This is a genomic window from Phascolarctobacterium succinatutens CAG:287, assembly GCF_000434895.1.
Lineage (GTDB): Bacteria > Bacillota > Negativicutes > Acidaminococcales > Acidaminococcaceae > Phascolarctobacterium_A > Phascolarctobacterium_A succinatutens_A.
This window is the reverse complement of the sequence record NZ_FR892812.1, coordinates 24779-43385: the sequence shown is the minus strand read 5'-3', so window position 1 is coordinate 43385 and position 18607 is coordinate 24779. Positions and strand designations below refer to the sequence as shown.

Sequence of the window (18607 nt, the reverse complement as noted above, 5' to 3'; positions counted from 1 at the left end):
CAAGGAGTTGTCGTTATGTTGGAAATGAGACAGGATAGTGTAAGAACAGTATTGGTAAAAGCGTTTTATCGTGAAGAACCAAGATTTGTTGGGTGGTTGTTTCTTGGCTTTATATTTATTGGAATACTGTCCTATATGTTCAAATCAGATACATTAGCTATGGCTTTAGAATTTGTTTTGTTTTTAGCATGGATAGTTGCTAAGTTGGTATACTATTTTAGTGCTTTTTTTGGCGTTTATGATCAGTACCATTCTTGTGTACAAAAAGATGCTGAGTTTTTGAAAGACAGAGCTATCAATGTCATGGGATTGATTGAAGAAGAATTTAGCTTGATTGATCCGATTATTGCCAGTGGTTATGCAAGTGATTCCAGTTGTATTCACATAGGTGAAAAGATTGAAAAGGTTTCTTTCATTAGAGTGATTTGGCTTTGGATTTTGAAAAAAATCTGTTTTTGGCGTAAACCAGAAAGAATTTCTGAGCACGTATTTTTGGATTGTGGAGATGGCAAGATAATTTGCTCTCTAGTGACATTTACCTATATTGCTTTTACAGAGCAACAGGCTGTAGCCTATAAGTGCTATTATGACATTGCTTATGGAAAAATATTGGAAGAGTATACAGTTGAAGTGGCATACAGAGACATTGATGCTGTTAAATATGGTGATGAGCTGCTTCATGTATGGAGTGTGAATAAACAAAATTGGTCTAGGGTTAAAATCAACTGGCTGAGCTTAAATGTTGCTTCTAATAATCGTATAGCAGCTTCGATTTCCGGGAATAGTGAAATTTTGAGCAATCAGGTTCCGGCAGTTCAGGCTTTAATTCGTAGTAAAAAAGAAGAGTTAGCATAACAATCAGGAAGGGTGATAAAGTTGCAAAGCAAAAATAAGTATTTGGCATATTTTGCTCCTGTAATAATGATTATAATAGGTATATTCTTATACAGTGTTATATTACCTGCTCGCTATAATAAGGTTATATCTTTGATGGATTGGCTTTTTAGTGGGACAGATAATATAATTGCAACTTTACGCTCTGCTGACATTGTATTAGGACAATTCTATAGGATTTTATTTACTAAAATCTTAGTATGGGTATGGACGATAGGTTTTCTATTTTCTTTGTTTTGGTGTGGATATACTGTTCAAAATTCTAAAGAGAAAAGCGGTAATTTGCTTATTGGCGAAGATGGAAAAAAAGCAATGTTGGTTAGAATAGTTAATCAAGCAGAAAAGTATTATAGATTGAATAAGAGTAATGATGATAGCAAGTTGATTTATAAAAAAGCGGTGATTTTAGAATCGCGTTTTTTAGCATGTGGAGAGTTTGGGTATGGCAGTTATGATATTACTGAATTAGAAAATCATATCTGTAATAAGCTGGTTGAATTAGAAAAATTGTTGTCTGATGCAAATTATGATTATGCAGAAGTTAATGATAAATATATTGGAATACACAACTTGTTAGAAGAACGAGAAGCCATGTTAAAACATTATTAAGCAAGGAATGGTGATGAGCATGAAACAGTATTATGATTTATTAGAAATAGATGAGACTCTCAGTAAAGATGAAGTGAAAAAAGCATTTTTAAGCAAGAAAGCTTCTTTGCAAAGTAAATTATTGTCTAAGGATTCCTACGAGCGACAGGATGCTATGCGCAAATTGCAGGAATTAACGCAAGCTTACAAAGAAATTATAACTTCTCTCAACAATAAAAAAGCGGAAGTTAAAGAGCAGGAAAACGGTAGCGCAACGCATGATATACAGGTCAAAGATAATACCAATAATACAAAGCAAGATAAGCAGGATATAGAAGATACAAGCAAGATAACGCATGGTGATAAAGGGGCAGTTGCTTCTGTGGATGAAAAAGTTGGGCAAAAAAATAAAGATAGTAATATTGGTACGAATAGTAATAGTGGAACAGTTATCGTTTCGCCTAAGCTAGATGATGTAACTCGTATCGCTGATAATGTTTTAATTTGTCCGAAGTGTCAGTTTGCCAATAACGCTACTTTGAAATTTTGTGGAAACTGTGGACAACCTTTAAGAAACAATGCTGAATATGGTGGTGGCAATAGTGGTGAAAATGGCGTAGTGACAGCAATTGTCAAATATAAAAACTATATTTTCAGCGTTTTGGCGATATTGCTTATTCTAGTGTGTGGCATTGGTGTTTTTAAAAATTATGTTAATACGCCGGAAAAAGCAGTAGAGAAGTATTTGACTGCTCTCAGCAAACAGGATTATGCTGCAGCTTATGGATATTTGTTTGTAACTGAGGATGATTTTATAAATAAAGACAATTACATAAAAAGTGCTGAATTTGTGAAGAAAAATCCTAGTGCCTACAAGGATAAGCTAGTTGTACGACTTTCTAAAGGAGTAATTGATATAAATGTTGTACCCATGGTAGACCAATCGAAAATTGAAGGATTGACTGCATATCAGTATACCTTAAGGCTAAAAGACAATAGTGAAATTAAAGGTAAGCTGGAAGTAGTTGAGCCTATTAGCTCATGGGATAAAATTCTCAATAAATATAAAATCCTCAATAATGATTTAGTCAGTGTGCAAGATATTGAAGTTGAAACTAATGCGAAATTTTATATTGATGGAGTTTTGATGAAAAATCCGACTGCTACTGAGCGCGGAACCCATAATTATAACGTAAGTCTTTTTTATGGCGAGCATAATATTAAGGTAGAAGCACCATTTTGCGATCCTTATGAAACAAAGCTGATTTTAACACCTAATACGAAATCTTCAGTCTTATATTATTGGAAATCGCATTTGAAAAAAGATGTTTTAAAGGACATGGAGAAGCAATCTGAAGATATTCAGCGAAAAATTGTAGAAGGGGCACTCAAAAATGAAAGCCTTGAGAATCTGCAATTAGGTTTTTCGGAAGCAAAGTTGAGCAACATGTATGATCAATATAAGCGTTTCTTCAACAGAGCTGATGGAAGCGGTATATACTCTATGGATATTACTGAAATTACAAGTAATGAACAGTATAATAATAGATTATATAATCCGTTCAAAGATAGAATTTATAAAATCAATTTTAAATTTAATTATACAAGAAAGAATAGAAATGGTATTCAAGAGAGTAGAGTTGGCAATGGTGAGGGTGAGCTTGGTGTAGTTTTCAAATTAGAAAATGATAAAGTGGTACCTGTTGCTATCGATACTTTCAGATTAAGAACGCATTGAAGGAGCTAATTATGAAAAAGATATGTGGTATTTTATTAGTTTTGACATTAACAACTAGCAGTTTTTATGCAACACCTGCTGACGCATTTGATTGGGGAAATTTTGGTAATAAAATATTAAGGTCTGTTGGCATTTCCAATGGAGGGCATTCATCTAAACCCAAAATAGCAAAGAAAGATAAAACTAAGCCTAGCGAATCTAAACCGACGATATTGGCAAATAATCGCATGTACCAAATTGTTGATTTGCGTTCTGGGTATAAAAAAGCTGAATTATATGCAGATCGTGTAGGTGGTCATTTGGCAATAATTGATTCTAAAGAAAAGAGCAGAATGTTGTATGATTTCATGGTTTCACAAGGATACGATAGTGCGTATTTTGGTTTGACTGATGAAGATCTTAATGGCAATTGGGTATTGCCTAATGGGCAGAAGCCAAAATTTACCAATTGGCATTCTGGGCAACCGACAAAGGAAGAAAGTAATGAAAGGTATGCGATGTTATATCGCAAATATAAAAATGCTACTTGGAAAGCTGGTTCGTTTTCGCCTTTGTTAGAAAATAGTAATACTACGGCATTTATAATTGAATGGGATAAAGAAGTGAAACCACAAGAGTATAAGGAAAAAATTGTAAGAAAAGAAGCACCAGCAGATGGCGGCTATTATGAACCATCGTGGGGCAATAGCTCGTATGAAGAACCGGATTATGAGGAAGAGATTTCCGGTTAATTTGCTAGGTAGAGGAGTGGAGTGTACATGCAAGATTATTATGATTTGCTTGGATTAAATGAAAACTGTACAAAAGATGAAGCAAAAAATGCCTTTATGTCTAAGAAAAAAGAAGTGCAGGGAAAAATGCTGTCTCGGGATTCTGAAGAACGAGCTGCAGCTGTAAAAGAACTGGGAGAATTGACAAGTGCTTATAAAGCTATTGTTGAGAACATTACTGATGCTAATAAAACGAGTAATTCTGTAAAAACTGAGAGTGGTGGTATTATAATTTCTGATCCTATACAGCAACCACCTAAGCCTGTAACACCTAAGCCTGTAACACCTATTAAAGTTAATCCTAGTGGGACTGTAATAAACAAAAATATGATGATAATTTTTGGTATGATTTTAGGTATTTTAGTATTAGGATTTGCTGTATATTTTGTGTTTATACAACCAAATAAGCCTAAAAATATTCCAATACCGCCGCCGATTGGTACACCTGCTTCAATTATACCTAAAATGGAAGATGCTAAAGAAAGACATAATGGCAACATAGCTAGCATAGCTAAATTGATTAATGATACTGTAAACAAAAAGGGTAATTTAAAAGGTGAAACAGAACTTCTTAACAGTGCAATGCGTGTTGAGCAAGAAGTATTAGATACTTTAACAGAGCTGCGTAATAGCAGTGAAGCAAATACGCGTAAGGGAAGAATGCTTATCAGAATTCTTCAAGCAGAACAAAAAAGAATAAGCGGTTTGGTAGATGGTCTTAGAGCAGGTGTTAATGGATTGGATTATCAAGCCGCATTTAAAATTGGTAGCGAAGGTTATTATGAATATGAAAGATTAAACAGCGAGTATATGCACTTTGAAACAGGTGATTTTAAACCTCAAATGGCCTATGTTAAGGGCGATGATGTTTTTTTGAGAAGTGCGCCGTCTACTAACAGTTCTGTAATAAAAACATTGAAGCGTAATAGCGGACTAGATGCTATTGCTGTACAGACATGCGATGATGAGCGAGCTGGTATGATTAATACTGATAATGTGGTTGTGGGCTTCAATGGTCAGAATATAAGACTTGCAAAAGGACAGCCTGTGACAATAACTGGTGAAAATGGCGGTACTTATCAGTGTCAGCTGAATTTAGAAAATGGCAGTGGAACAATATATGTTGATAAAGTTAATATGAAAAAGCTTTATGGCGAGACTTGGTATAAGGTACGTTTGTCAGGTGGTACGGAAGGTTGGGTGTATAAGGATTTTATTCAACTAAAAAGAGATATGTAACATTGCTGGAGGCTTAGTAGATGAGTAAATATTTAACATTATCTTTGTTACTTTTGCTTTGCTGGACTAATTTAGGTTGTTTGGGAGCAGAAGAAAATACTGAAAAAGAAGTTGCTCCAAAGACTGCTGTTCAAGAGCAAGTAATGCGGGAATTACCTAAGTTGGAAGTTGTACATAAACCTATAAAATGGACGGAACAACGAGAGCAGCTTATCAAAGAATATGCGCAAATGCATTATGGAAAGGATATAACTAGTATTGTTCCGCAAGTTGTAATTACCCACTGGACTGTATCTAATGATGCTGAATCTGTTTATCAGTATTTTTATAGTGAGACAATGCCAGATGATGGCGGCGGACGTTTAAATGTTGCGTCGCATTATTTGGTTGATAGAGATGGCACTATTTATCAGTTGACGCCGGAGAGAGCGTTAAATAGGCATGCAATTGGTTATAATTGGTGTGCTATTGGTATTGAAAATGTTGGCGGCGTTGATGGAAAAGAAGATTTGACAGAGGCACAGGTAAAGGCTAACATTGCTATTATCCGCTATTTACAGGCAAAGTATTCTAAGATTAAGTATGTGTGGGGACATTATCAACAACATGAAGCAGAAAGTAGCGGATTGTTTATAGAGAAGGTACCAGATTATTATGCGGAAAAAATTGATCCTGGTCCTGCTTTTATGGGTAAATTAAAACAAGGATTGAGTGATTTGAATTTGAAATTTTACTAGGAGTAGTGTTGATCGTGAAAAAGTATGTCCTTTATATATTGATACTGGTGTTTTCAATTATTTTTATTGGCGGGTGTTCAGCTGATCATGGGGATGGGCGAGATGCTGATACGCAACGAGGCAATACTGATAATAAGGCAGAGATAGTGAAAGATAAAAATGAAACTAATGAAAATTTATTAAAGAAGTATAAAATGGATAATAGGTTCATTTTGATCGTTAAAAGCAAATTTGAGGTTTATGCTATTGATGATATGGGAAAGGTAGTAGCAGTTTATCCGTGTGCTTTAGGAAAAAATAGTGGACAAAAGGAAAAAGAAGGAGATATGAAGACTCCGTCAGGCATTTTTCCTATTGATGAAATAATTGATGCCTCTAGTTGGACTCATGATTTTAAGGATGGTAAAGGAGAAATTACAGGAGCTTATGGACCTTGGTTTATTAGTTTAGATACTAATGAGCTGAGTAAAGGTAAGTGGGGAGGTATAGGCATCCACGGAACTCATGATCCTGATTCGATTGGTAAAAAAGTTTCTGAAGGTTGTATAAGATTAAAGAATGATGATGTTCAGAAGATTAAAGCTTTTGCTAAAGTTGGTATGAAAGTGGTTATTGAAGAGTAGACAATCAAGGAGATGAAAAACTATGATGAGAAAATTAATGTCAATTATGGTAGCAACAATTCTTGCAATAGGGATTAATGGATTTGCAGAAGCTGCTACAAGCGGTGGAAAGAATACAGCTACTATTAATGTGCAGACGCAAGCAGATTGGAAACGAACTGGCGCAGAATCTATTACTTTAGTAAATAATGCTGTTACAATAAAGTATTTAAATCTTTTTGGAAAAGAAAAAAGTAAAACTATTTATCCAAAGTTTAATATTAAGATTAAAAGTGCAGATGGCAAGCAGAGATTTTCTCGTATCATGAGCAGTAAAACAGTTAAAATTAATTTAAAGCCTGATAAGCGTTATTATATCGAAGTTTCATATGATGGAAATGGAACCTGGCTAAAATATGCTAGGCTAAGAAATGCTAGAATGGAAGGTAATCCTTATTGGTATGTTAGTGCAACGCATAAGGTAAAGTCTTATTGGTAAAATTATGGTAATAAGTGAGAAAAAATATGAAAACAATTTATTTAGCTTTAGGGTATAAATGTAATCATAGGTGTACTAGTTGTCCTTGCTTATCTGATGATAAATTGAAAGAGGAACTTGCTTATAATGATATAATGAAAAAGTTTTGTGATACAACTAGTTGTCTCTTTGTTATTTCAGGTGGAGAGCCTACTTTATATTCACATTTTGTAGAAATTATAAGTTTTCTTAGTAAAAATAATTTTGTTAAGGTTTTAAGCAATGGAGATAGATTTTCTGATATAGATTTTAGTGACCAATTCTTGTCTAAAATTAATATTCGTAATGTATCACTAACAACTACCCTGCACGATTATGAGGAATATCGTCATGAAAGAGTTAACAATAGTAAGGGAAGTTTTAAGCGATCTATTTCTGGAATTAGGTACCTGAATGATTATGGAATTAAAGTGACTATAAAACATTGCATTACACCAGAAAACTATAATAGAATTAAGGGATTTTTTGAATTCGTATACGATAATTTTCCAGAAACCTTTGATATCCAAATAAGTGGTATAGATTTTTTAGGAATGGATAAGGTTTCAAGGAACAAGGCTTTAAGAATAGGAAATATGTATGCCTTTTTAGATGACGCTTTAGAATATATCGATATGAAGTACATAAATCATAGAAGAAAAGTTTCTTGTATAAATATCCCTTTGTGTAATTTGGATCCTATTAATTGGAAATATTGCCATTTATCAAATAGTAACATATATAATATTTACGTATCACCGAAGTTTGTTAATGATAACTATTCGGAGAGTAAAACTGATATAGGGTGTTTTAGTGAATTATGCCTAAACTGCGATGTGTCAAAATATTGCATGGGAACATATAAATCTGCATTTGATTTGTATGGTGATAAATTAATTAAACCAATAAAAGTTTTATAAGCTTAAAAAGCAGTAGTACGCGAAAGGTGGTTCTTAGTAGACAGACGTAGTTTTCTTCGTCTTTATTAGACAAGGATATTGTATCGATATGAAATGCTTAGTTGAAATCAATATTTTATTACGTTTTGGCGTGGAGATTTTGACTTATGAGCATATTATATGAGGAGGTTTTAAAATGGAAAAAATGCGTGTATTTTCAAGAAAAATGAATAAAGCAGTAACTATAAGTATCGTATCTGATAGTGTGCTTATTGCTGATGGTCGTTCAGGTGAATATTATTCTTGGATAAATGGTGGCTGGACAAATGGAGGTAAAGATGGAGGTTCTTGGACTAATGGTGGTTGGACGAAGGGAGGTAAAGATGGAGGTTCTTGGACTAATGGTGGTTGGACAAATGGAGGTAAAGACGGAGGTTCTTGGACTAATGGTGGTTGGTCTAAAAATTGTGGCAGTTGGATAAATGGTGGATGGTCTAAAGATGGGAAGTAAAGTTTATGTTAGTGTTTAATCAAAACAATATAAAAAAGTATTATTTGTCACCATATATAAATATATATTATAGGGATTCTGATATATTAATATATAATTATATAAAAAACGTTGCTGTAAGAATAGAGTTGAAAAACCCAAAGATAATTAGATACCTAAAACAAGGTCATTCTTATAATGAACTACGGGAATATGTAAGAGAAATTTTGTTAGAAAAGTATCCAGATGATTGGATTTCAATAGCATATCAGGCAGGAATTATTGAATAATAGAGGTTTAATTATGGAAATAAAAGTTATTGATAATAAAATTTTGTCTGATGGATATGTTTTTACAAAAAGTTTTGCGATGATCTCTAAAAATAAGGTATTTTTAGTAAACCAAAATCAGGGGACCACAATATTATTGGACAAATCGTTAATCGATGATTTTGTAAATGACTGGCTTACTAGAATAGATGAAAATTTGTTTTCAAAATTTATTCAAAGAAACTTTATTGTTAAAGATAAGAAATCGACAAAGGTAAAATTGAACTGTTTACCTACATTTTTCTTGATAGATTTTACTAATATGTGCAATTTCAATTGTATATATTGCTTTCGTGATTTAAAAAATAATAGGGAGATAACGGTAGACCATCTTGACGATATTTGCGATTTTATTGTAGATTATTGCAAGAAATATAGAATAAGTAGAATTACTGTTCAACCATGGGGAGGAGAACCATTACTGGCATATAAAAAAATAATTTATTGTTACAATCGAATTACCAAATTTGGAATTAATGTTAATATGACAATTGAAACAAACGGTAGTATATTAAATGAAGAAATAATCAAATTTATAAAAAACAATAACGTGCAAATTGGAATTAGTATAGATGGAAATGAATATTTACATAATAAGCAGAGACAAAGCAAAACATGTGATTTTAACTTAATTTTAAAAAATATACAAATCTTACACAAAAACAATATTAAGGATATTTCTTCTATTAGCGTTGTAACTCAAAAAGGGATTGAATGTATAGATTCTACAGTTGAAACCATAGCTGAAGTATTTAAAATAAATAATTTAAAATTAAACTTAGTACATAATTCTGATTTTAAAGATTCCTATGCCCAATTTAGTGATGCAGAAATTGAAGAATTTGTCTATCGACTATATAACACCATAAAAAAATACAGAATTAAGAATCAGAAAATTATTGAATCTAATATACAGCAAAGAATAAAGAATTTGCTATATAGAAATAATAGTAATATTTGCTTGTCAAGCGGATGTCAAGGTGGGTATAGAATGATCTCGTTTTCAAGTAACGGCGATATATATCCTTGTGAAATGGTTGATTATGAAGAAGAAAAGATAGGAAGTATCTATAGTGGCAGAGATTTGATTGATATGTTACTTGAATCAACTCATGAAAAAAAATATTTCCAAAGAAAATATAATATAAAATGTGATGATTGTCCGTGGTGGTATTATTGTAAAGGGGGGTGTACATCTGCCATTAGGTATGCTAAAACGACTAGTGGCGTAGATGAAATTGGATGCAGGATAAATAAGAAATTATATATGCTAATCGTAGAAGATATATTAAATGATAACTTAAAAGATGTTTTCAAAGAGGATAATGATGAATAAAATTACTGGTAAATTTTGTGAACTATTACCATTTTCAAGTCAGTATATAAGAGATATTTATAATATAGAAATAGACTTAAATAGACTTACTTATTTTAGCGAAAATATGAAATTGATTTCTTTTGAAAAATACATTGATTATTTTGATAAGCAGTTAAAGAATCATTACCATATATTTTTTATGGTTAAGAAGCGTAGTACTGGAGAAGTTATAGGTTATCTTTATACATATAATTATAATCCATCAAATGGATATATTTATATGAGTATTTCAAGTGACGAGAATAATAATTCACTTTATGCTATAGCGGAAGCAGGCATATTATTTATAAATTATCTCTTTTCTAGATATAGTTTGAGAAAAATATATGCTGAAGTATATGGATTTAATTTAAAATCACGACATATTGTTGAAAATACAGGTTTCAGCTTGGAGGGAGAACTGAAGAAACATAGATATTACAATGGGCAATATCATAGTTTATTAACCTATGCATTATATAAAGACTTTTTTTTTAAACAAAAAAAGATAAAAATGATTATTAATAGGAAAGCAGTTGATTAGATTACACAACAGCATTGGCTATTTTTCGTCATAAGGCTAAGCTTACAGTTTTTTTGCACAGGAAGTGTCAAACAAGCAACATTTAAAACACGCTTATACAAAAAAGACCGCCAACGGCGGTCTAATATCAATTTTATTTTGTCATTGCAATACCCTCCTCTGTTGTAATTTTATCATAATCACCTTTAAAATATACAGCAGTATAGTTTTATCTATATTAGTTAGTTGTTCCCTTCCTCCTTCTTCAGCCCCTCGTTATAAATCGCCGGCGAAGCGCCTGCTTCCGTAATGTGCGGCGTTAAAAGCAGCAGAACCTCCGTCTTGCTGTGCGAACGTGAACGGTTTTTAAACAGCTCGCCCAACAGAGGAATCTTGCTCAAAAAGGGCACCTTCTGCATAGTACGCTGCTGTTCCTCGCTGATCAATCCGCCGATAACCAGCGTTTCGCCGCTGTACATGCGCACGTTGGTGTCAGCAGTACGACTGGTGATGCGGTAATTTTTCAGCTCGCTGATAAGCACAGGCGTGCTCACCTCGGTGTGGACGCTGGCGGTCACCATTTTGCCGTCTTCGCTGATGATAGGCGCGTATTGCAGCTTGATGCCCGCGTCCAGGTATTCTGTTGCCGTGTAGCTGCCGCTGCTGTCGTGCTTTTCGGTCTGCACAGGGATATGGTCACCGATAAAAATGCTGGCCTCCTTGCCGGGGATGGTGATGATGCGCGGCGTTGCTAAAATGCGCGCCTTACCGCTATTGATGAGAGCGTTTAGCGTAGCGTTGAAGCGGAAGGAAAAGCCACGCCAAAATTTGAAGCTGCCGTCATAATTGCTGCTGTCGCTGTCACCATTGTTCGTTTCCTGCGCGCGCTGGGGAATAGTATCCCAGTCCCAGCGCACGCCCAGGTTTTTACTGTCCTCGCGGCTGACGGCAATGATTTTGGCTTCCAGCGTTACCTGTCTTGTTGCTATATCCAGCTTGGGCAGCAGCTGCCTTAAGCGTGCGTGGTTTTGCTCATCTCCCAAAAGGATGAGGCTGTTGGTGATAGTATCCAGCCCTAGCTTGGTGCCGAAGTGTGGCGTCAACGCTTCCTGCACGTCCTTGGCTCTGGCATAGCTCAGGGGATAGCAGGCCAGTCGTTCGCAGACTGGCGGTGGTGCTGCGGGAATGTTTGCTGCAGGTGGTTTGCTTATTGTGGCGGCGGGAGAGGGCACAAAGGGATTGATGAGAGTGCTTTGGGCGTTGCAGGGAATAGTTAAAGTGAGCAGCAGACTGCTGAGTATTAACGGGAAAAAGCGTTTTAGCATAATGAGCTCCTTTCGGTGTTATCTGTTAAGAAAAAGATAACGATTGCGTTTAATAAAATTCATGTTTCATTGTAACGCAGGCAGGAAATAATTTCAAGAGAAAATTGTGAAAATAGAGAAAATTTAAAATTGTCATATTGCATTTCGCTTTTTTTGTGCTACAATAAAATTCAACATAAGAAAAATGAGGTGATGCAATGGAAGGCTTACGTAATAATAAACTGGCAGAGGATTTACTGCACCTGGCCCTGGCGCAGGGGGCGAGTGATATGCATATCGAGCCTGATGAACAGGGAGTGCGCGTGCGCATTCGTGTAGATGGCCTGCTGCAGCAGCTGTGCGTGCTGCCACGCGCCCAGCAAAGCACGCTGCTGACGCAGCTAAAGGTGTGGAGCGGCATGGATATTGCTGAAAAAAGAGTGCCGCAGGACGGACGCATGCTCCTTAAATATATCGACACTGAGGTTGATTTGCGTCTGTCCAGCCTGCCGACCGTCAACGGCGAAAAGCTGGCAATACGCTTTTTGCAGCGACAGGATAATCTTCTATCGCTGGAGCAGCTGCAGTTCAGCGATAGCAATTTACAACGCTACCGCCAGCTTTTTCATCAGCCAAATGGCTTGGTGCTTTTGACCGGGCCTACGGGCAGCGGCAAAACGACAACGCTTTATGCGACGCTGCAGGAGCTTGATGCGGCGGCCAATAATATTATCACCTTGGAGGATCCGGTGGAATATAAGCTGGCGGGGATTAATCAGGTGGCCGTAAATCGCAGAAGCGGACTTACCTTTGCCGCAGGCTTGCGTTCTATTGTACGTCAGGACCCGGATGTGATTATGCTTGGCGAAATCAGGGATGAGGAAACGGCGGCGATGGCGGTACATGCGGCGCTGACCGGACATTTAGTACTGAGTACGCTGCATACGAATGATGCTATCGGGGCAGTTTATCGTCTGCTGGATATGGGGATTGCCGATTATCTGCTGGCGGCTGCACTGCGCGGAGTGCTGGCACAGCGTTTGCTGCGCCGCCCCTGCCGCTTTTGCGGCGAGCGGCGCTTCGCAACTGCAGCGGAGCTGCAGTACCTGGGGCGCAGGGCGGATGAAAGGCTGGAGGTGGTGCAGGCCCATGGTTGCGAGCATTGTCATGGTACAGGCTATCAGGGGCGTTTAGCGCTGCATGAGCTGGTTACGGTGGATAAACGCATGCAGCAGCTTTTGCTGAACGGCGCTGATGAAGCAGAGCTTTTGCAGGAGGCGCGCAGGCAGGGGTGGCGCAGTCTATATGCAGACGGAGTAGCGAAGGTACTGCAGGGGGCAACAACTGTTGAAGAATTGTGGCGCGTCGGTATCACCGGGGAGGCAGCTTATGCTTGATGAGCTTGTTGTGCAGGCACGCAGAATGGGAGCCAGTGACTTACATCTTACGCCTGCGAGTGTGCCGATGGTGCGCTTGGACGGAAGTCTGCAGTCTTTAGCAAACACAGTGATTTCACGGGAAAAGCTGGAGGTAGCATTACTTGCCTTACTGCCGGAGCAGGAAAAGCGACAGCTATTGCAAAATGGCGAGGTGGATACAGCTTTTAGCGACAGTACGCAGAAGCGCTGCCGCCTTAATGTATATCGTCTTGGCAATGGCTATGCAGCGGCAATTCGCCTGCTGCCGCACGAAATTCCTGACTGCCGCAGCCTGGGCCTGCCGCAAATTGTCAGCCAGCTTGCGGGCAGCAGCAGCGGTCTGCTGCTCGTTACAGGTGCCACAGGAAGCGGCAAAAGCACAACGCTTGCTTCGCTGGTACAGCAGATAAATCAAACGCGCGCTGTGCATATCATGACGCTGGAGGACCCGATAGAATATGTTTATCCTGCTGGCCTGGCGCTGATTAACCAGCGCGAGGTAGGGCGCGACACAAGGAGCTTTGCCAGCGGTCTGCGCAGCGCGCTCAGGCAGGACCCGGATGTTATTTTAGTAGGTGAGCTCAGAGATGCAGAAACAATCGGTATAGCGCTGACGGCGGCGGAAACAGGTCATCTTGTTTTGGCAACGCTGCACACGCAGGATGCTGCCGGTACGGTGAACCGCATTCTTGACGTGCTGCCGGACAGACAGCATGTGTGTACGCAGCTGGCAGACTGCCTGCTGGGAATTTGCTGCCAGAGGCTTTTGCCCCGTTGCGACAGAGCAGGCAGAGCAGCAGCCTTTGAGGTGCTCGTTGCAACGCCTGCCATGCGCAATCTTATTCGTGAGGGGCGTACGCACCAGCTGCAGTCCTATTTGCAGACCGGCGCGCGCTACGGCATGCAGACGATGGAGGACGCAGTGAAGGCCTTGCAGCTGCGTGGAATAATCGCATAAAAAAGCCGCTGCGAAAAGCAGCGGCTTAATATATACAGATATACTGTAAAACGGTATTACAGAATTTCTTCTCTGATTAAAGTGTTCATCATCTTTTGCTTGCCCAATACCCAGAGCAGGTCGTTTTCTTCGAAAACAAGTGAAACGTGGGGGTTGGTAATCGTAAAGGCGCCACGCTCCAGACCGACAACAAGACAGCTCCACTTGTTGCGCAAATCCGCAGCCTTCAGTGAGGTTCCCAAAATAGGCGAATGCTTGTCGATAGTAATCGCCAGTGAGAGGAATTGCTGTTCCGGTTTATTTTGGTGGTTATCCAGCATGAATTCACGCAGGCTTTGCGGCAAATCGCAGCGTTCCAGGCCTAAGCTGCGCTGCCTTACAGCAGCATCAAAAACCTGCAGCTGGCTGGCGGTGCCGATGAGCAGCAGCTTATCTCCCTGCTCGACTACCTGCTCACCGCCGGGCATATCAACAGTGCGGTTGCTGCCCAAAAGCTGCAGAACGTTGCAGCCATAGCTTTCACGGAAACCAAGACTGCGCAGAGTTTTGCCGATTATAGAGGAGTCGTTTTGCAAATCGTAATAAACTAGCTGCAAATCCTCGTCGAACCAGGTACGGCTGTCATCGGGAGCACTTTCACGATGCTTGCGCATGTGCTTTTCGTTTAGGTTTACCAAAAAGCGTGATTCGATGCGCAGATATTCGCTCATCAGCCAGTCGGAGGAGGAGATGAAGTACGCTGCCAGCAGGACAGAAACGCAGGCCAGGAAGCCGTGCAGATTCAACAGAGTGTGGAAGATGAAGTACAGCGAAGCAGATGCTACAAGCAGCTTGCCGAATACCAGGAACATCAGCGGCAGATGGTTAGCACGCTTTTTAAACCAGAGCTTGGAGAATAAATCACCATTACCGGCGCGGTTGACGAGCACAGCACGCAAAATCGGTGACATGATGATAAAGGTGGCAGCGGCGGTCAGCAGTCTGCTGTACGGCAGTTTTAAGGTGTTGCTCAAATAAGGCAGCAGATAATATTCCGCACCCAAGGCAATGGCTGCCAGCAGGGTGATGAAAATCAGCATACGCATGGTGTAACCTGTCAGCAGATTCTTCCAGTCCTGATCCTTGTCATCGTCAGTATTGGTGCCGGTGTAACGGTCAAGCCAGCTTTTAGCCTGAGGCGGCAGTAGCTTCAGCACCAGCTGGTAAAAGGGCTCGGCTGCCATGATGCAGAAGGGTGTGGTAAAGGTAGTGATTACGGATACCGCTACGATAATCGGATATAAAAAGCTGCTGATTACGCCGAGGCTCATGCCGAGGGAAGCGATAATAAAGGAGAATTCACCGATCTGTGCCAGGCTGAAGCCGCAGTGTACAGAGGTGTTGAGGCTCTGGCCGGAGGCCAGCACGCCGCCGGTGGAGAAAATCAGCTTGCCGATAATTGTTGCTACTACCAGCACGAAAATAGGCAGTGCCTGCTCCAGCAGGATAGCGGGATCTACCATCATGCCGACGGATACGAAAAAGACGGCGCCGAACAAATCCTTGATAGGAGCAACAAGGTGCTCGATTTTTTCTGCGTTAGGCGCTTCGGCAATCAAGGAGCCCATGATGAATGCACCCAAAGCGGAGGAGAAGCCGAGCTGAGTTGCCAGCACTACCATACCAAGGCACAGGCCGATGGAAACAACAACCAGAGTTTCTTCGTTCATCAGCTGTTTAGCCCATTTAAAGAAGCTGGGGACAAGGTACATACCCAGAACAAACCATAAAACGAGGAAGAAAATCAAGCGTCCGATGCTGAGCAGCAGCTCCATCGTGGAAACATCTGCGCTGGCTACAGCCATGGTTGCAAGCAGCACCATCATCACGATACCGGCGATATCTTCAATAATCAGTACGCCGAAAACGATTTCCGTAAAGCGCTGCGCTCTGAGCTTTAAGTCATCAAAGGCCTTGATGATAATTGTAGTGGAGGACATAGAAAGCATACCGCCTAAAAAGAGACTGTCCATATGATTCCAGCCCAGCAGCGTACCGGCGAAGTAGCCAACGGCCAGCATGCCTCCTATTTCTACCGCAGTGGCGATGAAGGCTGTACTGCCTACGCTTTTCAGCTTGTAAAAGCTGAACTCCAGTCCCAGCGCGAACAGCAGGAAGATAACGCCGATTTCGGACCAGGCGTGGACGTTGGCTTTATCGGTAATCGTCGGGAAGAAGTTGAAGTGCGGACCGGTGATGAAGCCGGCAACAATGTAACCAAGCACCAACGGCTGATTGATTTTTTTGAAAAGAATAGTCGTGACGCCGGCTACAAGCAAAATCATTGCTAAATCATTAATAATAGTAGGCAGATGAGTCATGGGAATCTCCTTTGCGATATTTTTTGCCAAAGTGGCTTTAAATGGTGTATAATAATTGCAATGTAGTCATTAGCTTTTTACAAGCCCTGCAGACTGCAAAACAAATAATCTCAATATATATTATACAATATTTTTGACTGGAATTATTGCATAAATAATGCTTTATTATGTTAATTTATTGTGACAATCGCATTTGGAGGAATAAAGATGAACGAAAATCAACAAGAAAAATTAGTTTTGGTAGATGGCGAGATTATGCCGGAAGCTGAAGCGTTTATTGACGTCAACGACCGTGGCCATAATTTCGGCGATGGTGTTTTTGAAATTGTACCGGTTTATAACGGCCGTTGCTTTGCTTTGCTGCCGCATATGAACAATTTATTTGATTCCGTAATCGCAGTAAAAATCCCCGGCGTTTACATGATTGAAGAGCTGGTAGAGTTCCATGAAAGCCTGCTGGCCGCAACCGGTCTGCAGGACTGCGAAATCTATACTCAGGTAACCCGTGGCAGCGGTGCTTATGCCCTGTCCTATCCGGAGCAGAGCATTCCGCATCTGACTATGTATGCTGTACCGGTTGACCGCGAGGCACTGGCACAAAAACGCGCTAAGGGCGTAAATGTTATCACTGTTGAGGACGTACGTTGGGCGCGCTGCGATATCAATACTCTGAACCGTCTGCCGGAGGTAATGGCTAAACAGAAGGCTGTTATCGGCAATGCTTTTGATTCCCTGTTTGTTCGCGACGGCAAAATTACCGAAAGCACGGAAGCAAGCTTCTTCATTTATAAAGACGGCATTCTGTGGACTCATCCCGAAAACAACTTTATTCATAAAAACATTACCCGCCGTCTGCTGATGGAACGCCTGTCCAAAGACCTGGATCTGCAGATTATCGAAAGAGCCTTTGACAAGGATTTCGCACTCAAAGCAGACGAAGCCTTCCTCTGCGGACCGCGGTGCGAATTTATGCCTGTTACCAAAATTGACCGCAGCTTCGTTGCTGACGGCAAGGTTGGCGAGCTGACACAAAAGCTGCAGGACGCATACATGGCATTTGTAGCTAAGGAATGCCCTGCTAAGCATGAATAACAGCAAGCTGGTGCGGGGCGCGCTGCTGGTGGCCTTGGCGTTGGCGCTGCAATCGCTGCGTCTGGTGCTGCCGATGCCGCAGCTGCTTTCTACGTTTATCATCGGTACTTTGGTGCATATGATGCTGGTGCTGACGCTGCAGCTGAGCGGCCTGAAGACAGCGCTGCTGCTGGCGTTTCTGCTGCCGCTGACTGCTTACGTGCAGGGGCAGGTGCTGCTGCCGTTTCTGATTCCCGTAATCTGGCTGGGCAATTTTATCTTTGTGCTGCTTGTGCGTCAGTTTAAGGGCAGTCGCAAGCTGTCTTTATGTGTACCGCCGTTGGCGAAGGCAATCGTTATGTTGCTGGCAGCCTGGGTGGTAGTCAGCTTTTTGGCGCTGCCGAATCCTGCGCTGCGCAAGACTGTTATGTTTGCGATGAGCGTACCGCAGCTGCTGACGGCTGTTGCCGGTATTTTGCTGGCAGAGCAGGTCAAAAAGCGCCTGTGTCAGTTTAATTAAGCAAGACTTTGTAATAATATAACGAGTTTATGCGTGTCGAATTGTTCGATAGCTAAGATAACCGCCAGTATAAAAGCTGAGCGGTTATTTTGTGCTTATGCTTAAGAATGTTCAGTAACCTTTTGGTAACTGAAGCACTTTTTTGTGCATACTTTACAGAAAAGCTGAAACAGCATATTATAATATAGGTAATGGATAGTAGTTATCTATTTTGTGAAGTTAATGTTAAAAATGCAATTACAATGACGCAAGCTATATTTCATATGCTATAATATACAAGCAGTAATGAGTTT

The 18607-nt window shown here is 40.0% G+C and carries 19 protein-coding genes; 17 read left to right on the top strand and 2 right to left on the bottom strand.

Features of this window, described 5'->3' with window-relative positions; all coding sequences use genetic code 11:
• Positions 1-15 precede the first annotated feature (15 nt).
• From BN587_RS08755 to BN587_RS11465, 13 genes are all read left to right on the top strand, one after another.
• Complete coding sequence (locus tag BN587_RS08755; protein ID WP_021720746.1) at positions 16-855, top strand: hypothetical protein; 840 nt, start codon at positions 16-18, stop codon at positions 853-855.
• 21 nt (positions 856-876) lie between these two features.
• On the top strand, positions 877-1503 hold the full coding sequence (locus BN587_RS08750; RefSeq protein ID WP_044484675.1) for a hypothetical protein: 627 nt from the start codon (positions 877-879) through the stop codon (positions 1501-1503).
• Positions 1504-1516: 13 nt separating this feature from the next.
• Positions 1517-3220 carry a zinc ribbon domain-containing protein gene (locus BN587_RS08745; RefSeq protein WP_021720744.1) on the top strand — a complete coding sequence of 568 codons (1704 nt, stop codon included), beginning with the start codon at positions 1517-1519 and terminating at the stop codon, positions 3218-3220.
• Positions 3221-3231: 11 nt separating this feature from the next.
• The gene (locus BN587_RS08740) at positions 3232-3951 is read left to right on the top strand and encodes a VWA domain-containing protein (RefSeq protein ID WP_021720743.1); all 720 of its coding nucleotides are present in this window, start codon (positions 3232-3234) and stop codon (positions 3949-3951) included.
• A gap of 27 nt (positions 3952-3978) precedes the next feature.
• Positions 3979-5229: an SH3 domain-containing protein gene (locus tag BN587_RS08735; protein ID WP_021720742.1), complete on the top strand. Its 1251-nt coding sequence runs from the start codon at positions 3979-3981 to the stop codon at positions 5227-5229.
• A gap of 20 nt (positions 5230-5249) precedes the next feature.
• Positions 5250-5966, top strand: coding sequence for an N-acetylmuramoyl-L-alanine amidase (locus BN587_RS08730; RefSeq protein WP_021720741.1), 717 nt, complete (start codon positions 5250-5252; stop codon positions 5964-5966).
• Positions 5967-5980: 14 nt separating this feature from the next.
• Positions 5981-6589: a L,D-transpeptidase gene (locus BN587_RS08725; RefSeq protein ID WP_049897209.1), complete on the top strand. Its 609-nt coding sequence runs from the start codon at positions 5981-5983 to the stop codon at positions 6587-6589.
• Between the two features lie 22 nt (positions 6590-6611).
• Entirely contained in the window at positions 6612-7067 is a 456-nt protein-coding gene (locus BN587_RS08720) for a hypothetical protein (RefSeq protein WP_021720739.1), read from the top strand.
• A 26-nt stretch (positions 7068-7093) separates the two neighbouring features.
• Positions 7094-8005 (top strand): radical SAM protein, encoded by a 912-nt coding sequence (locus BN587_RS08715; RefSeq protein ID WP_021720738.1) that lies wholly within the window; start codon positions 7094-7096, stop codon positions 8003-8005.
• Positions 8006-8180: 175 nt separating this feature from the next.
• On the top strand, positions 8181-8495 hold the full coding sequence (locus tag BN587_RS11470; RefSeq protein WP_021720737.1) for a hypothetical protein: 315 nt from the start codon (positions 8181-8183) through the stop codon (positions 8493-8495).
• Between the two features lie 5 nt (positions 8496-8500).
• Positions 8501-8764: a hypothetical protein gene (locus BN587_RS08705; RefSeq protein WP_044484671.1), complete on the top strand. Its 264-nt coding sequence runs from the start codon at positions 8501-8503 to the stop codon at positions 8762-8764.
• 13 nt (positions 8765-8777) lie between these two features.
• Complete coding sequence (locus BN587_RS08700; protein WP_021720736.1) at positions 8778-10139, top strand: radical SAM/SPASM domain-containing protein; 1362 nt, start codon at positions 8778-8780, stop codon at positions 10137-10139.
• Positions 10132-10704: a GNAT family N-acetyltransferase gene (locus BN587_RS11465; protein ID WP_021720735.1), complete on the top strand. Its 573-nt coding sequence runs from the start codon at positions 10132-10134 to the stop codon at positions 10702-10704. The genes BN587_RS08700 and BN587_RS11465 overlap by 8 nt, the downstream gene beginning before the upstream one ends.
• Before the next feature lie 221 nt (positions 10705-10925).
• Here the strand turns inward: BN587_RS11465 and BN587_RS08690 are convergent, their stop codons facing one another.
• Positions 10926-12008 carry a type II secretion system protein GspD gene (locus BN587_RS08690; RefSeq protein ID WP_021720734.1) on the bottom strand — a complete coding sequence of 361 codons (1083 nt, stop codon included), beginning with the start codon at positions 12006-12008 and terminating at the stop codon, positions 10926-10928.
• A 197-nt stretch (positions 12009-12205) separates the two neighbouring features.
• Here BN587_RS08690 and BN587_RS08685 point away from each other — a divergent pair, with 197 nt between their 5' ends.
• Positions 12206-13384, top strand: coding sequence for a GspE/PulE family protein (locus BN587_RS08685; protein ID WP_021720733.1), 1179 nt, complete (start codon positions 12206-12208; stop codon positions 13382-13384).
• Positions 13377-14363, top strand: a complete 987-nt coding sequence (locus tag BN587_RS08680; RefSeq protein ID WP_021720732.1) for a type IV pilus twitching motility protein PilT — start codon at positions 13377-13379, stop codon at positions 14361-14363. Before BN587_RS08685 ends, BN587_RS08680 begins: the two co-directional genes overlap by 8 nt.
• 56 nt (positions 14364-14419) lie before the next feature.
• Here the strand turns inward: BN587_RS08680 and BN587_RS08675 are convergent, their stop codons facing one another.
• Complete coding sequence (locus BN587_RS08675; protein WP_021720731.1) at positions 14420-16723, bottom strand: cation:proton antiporter; 2304 nt, start codon at positions 16721-16723, stop codon at positions 14420-14422.
• 207 nt (positions 16724-16930) lie between these two features.
• Here BN587_RS08675 and BN587_RS08670 point away from each other — a divergent pair, with 207 nt between their 5' ends.
• Complete coding sequence (locus tag BN587_RS08670) at positions 16931-17815, top strand: aminotransferase class IV (RefSeq protein WP_021720730.1); 885 nt, start codon at positions 16931-16933, stop codon at positions 17813-17815.
• Positions 17808-18314, top strand: coding sequence for a hypothetical protein (locus BN587_RS08665; RefSeq protein WP_021720729.1), 507 nt, complete (start codon positions 17808-17810; stop codon positions 18312-18314). The genes BN587_RS08670 and BN587_RS08665 overlap by 8 nt, the downstream gene beginning before the upstream one ends.
• The last annotated feature ends 293 nt before the right edge of the window (positions 18315-18607 follow it).

Coding starts and splice junctions, on each gene's coding strand:
- BN587_RS08715 (WP_021720738.1), top strand. CDS start 7,094: ATGAAAACAATTTATTTAGCTTTAGGGTATAAATGTAATCATAGGTGT.
- BN587_RS08720 (WP_021720739.1), top strand. CDS start 6,612: ATGATGAGAAAATTAATGTCAATTATGGTAGCAACAATTCTTGCAATA.
- BN587_RS08685 (WP_021720733.1), top strand. CDS start 12,206: ATGGAAGGCTTACGTAATAATAAACTGGCAGAGGATTTACTGCACCTG.
- BN587_RS08670 (WP_021720730.1), top strand. CDS start 16,931: ATGAACGAAAATCAACAAGAAAAATTAGTTTTGGTAGATGGCGAGATT.
- BN587_RS08700 (WP_021720736.1), top strand. CDS start 8,778: ATGGAAATAAAAGTTATTGATAATAAAATTTTGTCTGATGGATATGTT.
- BN587_RS08745 (WP_021720744.1), top strand. CDS start 1,517: ATGAGCATGAAACAGTATTATGATTTATTAGAAATAGATGAGACTCTC.
- BN587_RS08680 (WP_021720732.1), top strand. CDS start 13,377: ATGCTTGATGAGCTTGTTGTGCAGGCACGCAGAATGGGAGCCAGTGAC.
- BN587_RS11465 (WP_021720735.1), top strand. CDS start 10,132: ATGAATAAAATTACTGGTAAATTTTGTGAACTATTACCATTTTCAAGT.
- BN587_RS08675 (WP_021720731.1), bottom strand. CDS start 16,723: ATGACTCATCTGCCTACTATTATTAATGATTTAGCAATGATTTTGCTT.
- BN587_RS08665 (WP_021720729.1), top strand. CDS start 17,808: ATGAATAACAGCAAGCTGGTGCGGGGCGCGCTGCTGGTGGCCTTGGCG.
- BN587_RS08730 (WP_021720741.1), top strand. CDS start 5,250: ATGAGTAAATATTTAACATTATCTTTGTTACTTTTGCTTTGCTGGACT.
- BN587_RS08690 (WP_021720734.1), bottom strand. CDS start 12,008: ATGCTAAAACGCTTTTTCCCGTTAATACTCAGCAGTCTGCTGCTCACT.
- BN587_RS08740 (WP_021720743.1), top strand. CDS start 3,232: ATGAAAAAGATATGTGGTATTTTATTAGTTTTGACATTAACAACTAGC.
- BN587_RS08735 (WP_021720742.1), top strand. CDS start 3,979: ATGCAAGATTATTATGATTTGCTTGGATTAAATGAAAACTGTACAAAA.
- BN587_RS11470 (WP_021720737.1), top strand. CDS start 8,181: ATGGAAAAAATGCGTGTATTTTCAAGAAAAATGAATAAAGCAGTAACT.
- BN587_RS08755 (WP_021720746.1), top strand. CDS start 16: ATGTTGGAAATGAGACAGGATAGTGTAAGAACAGTATTGGTAAAAGCG.
- BN587_RS08705 (WP_044484671.1), top strand. CDS start 8,501: ATGTTAGTGTTTAATCAAAACAATATAAAAAAGTATTATTTGTCACCA.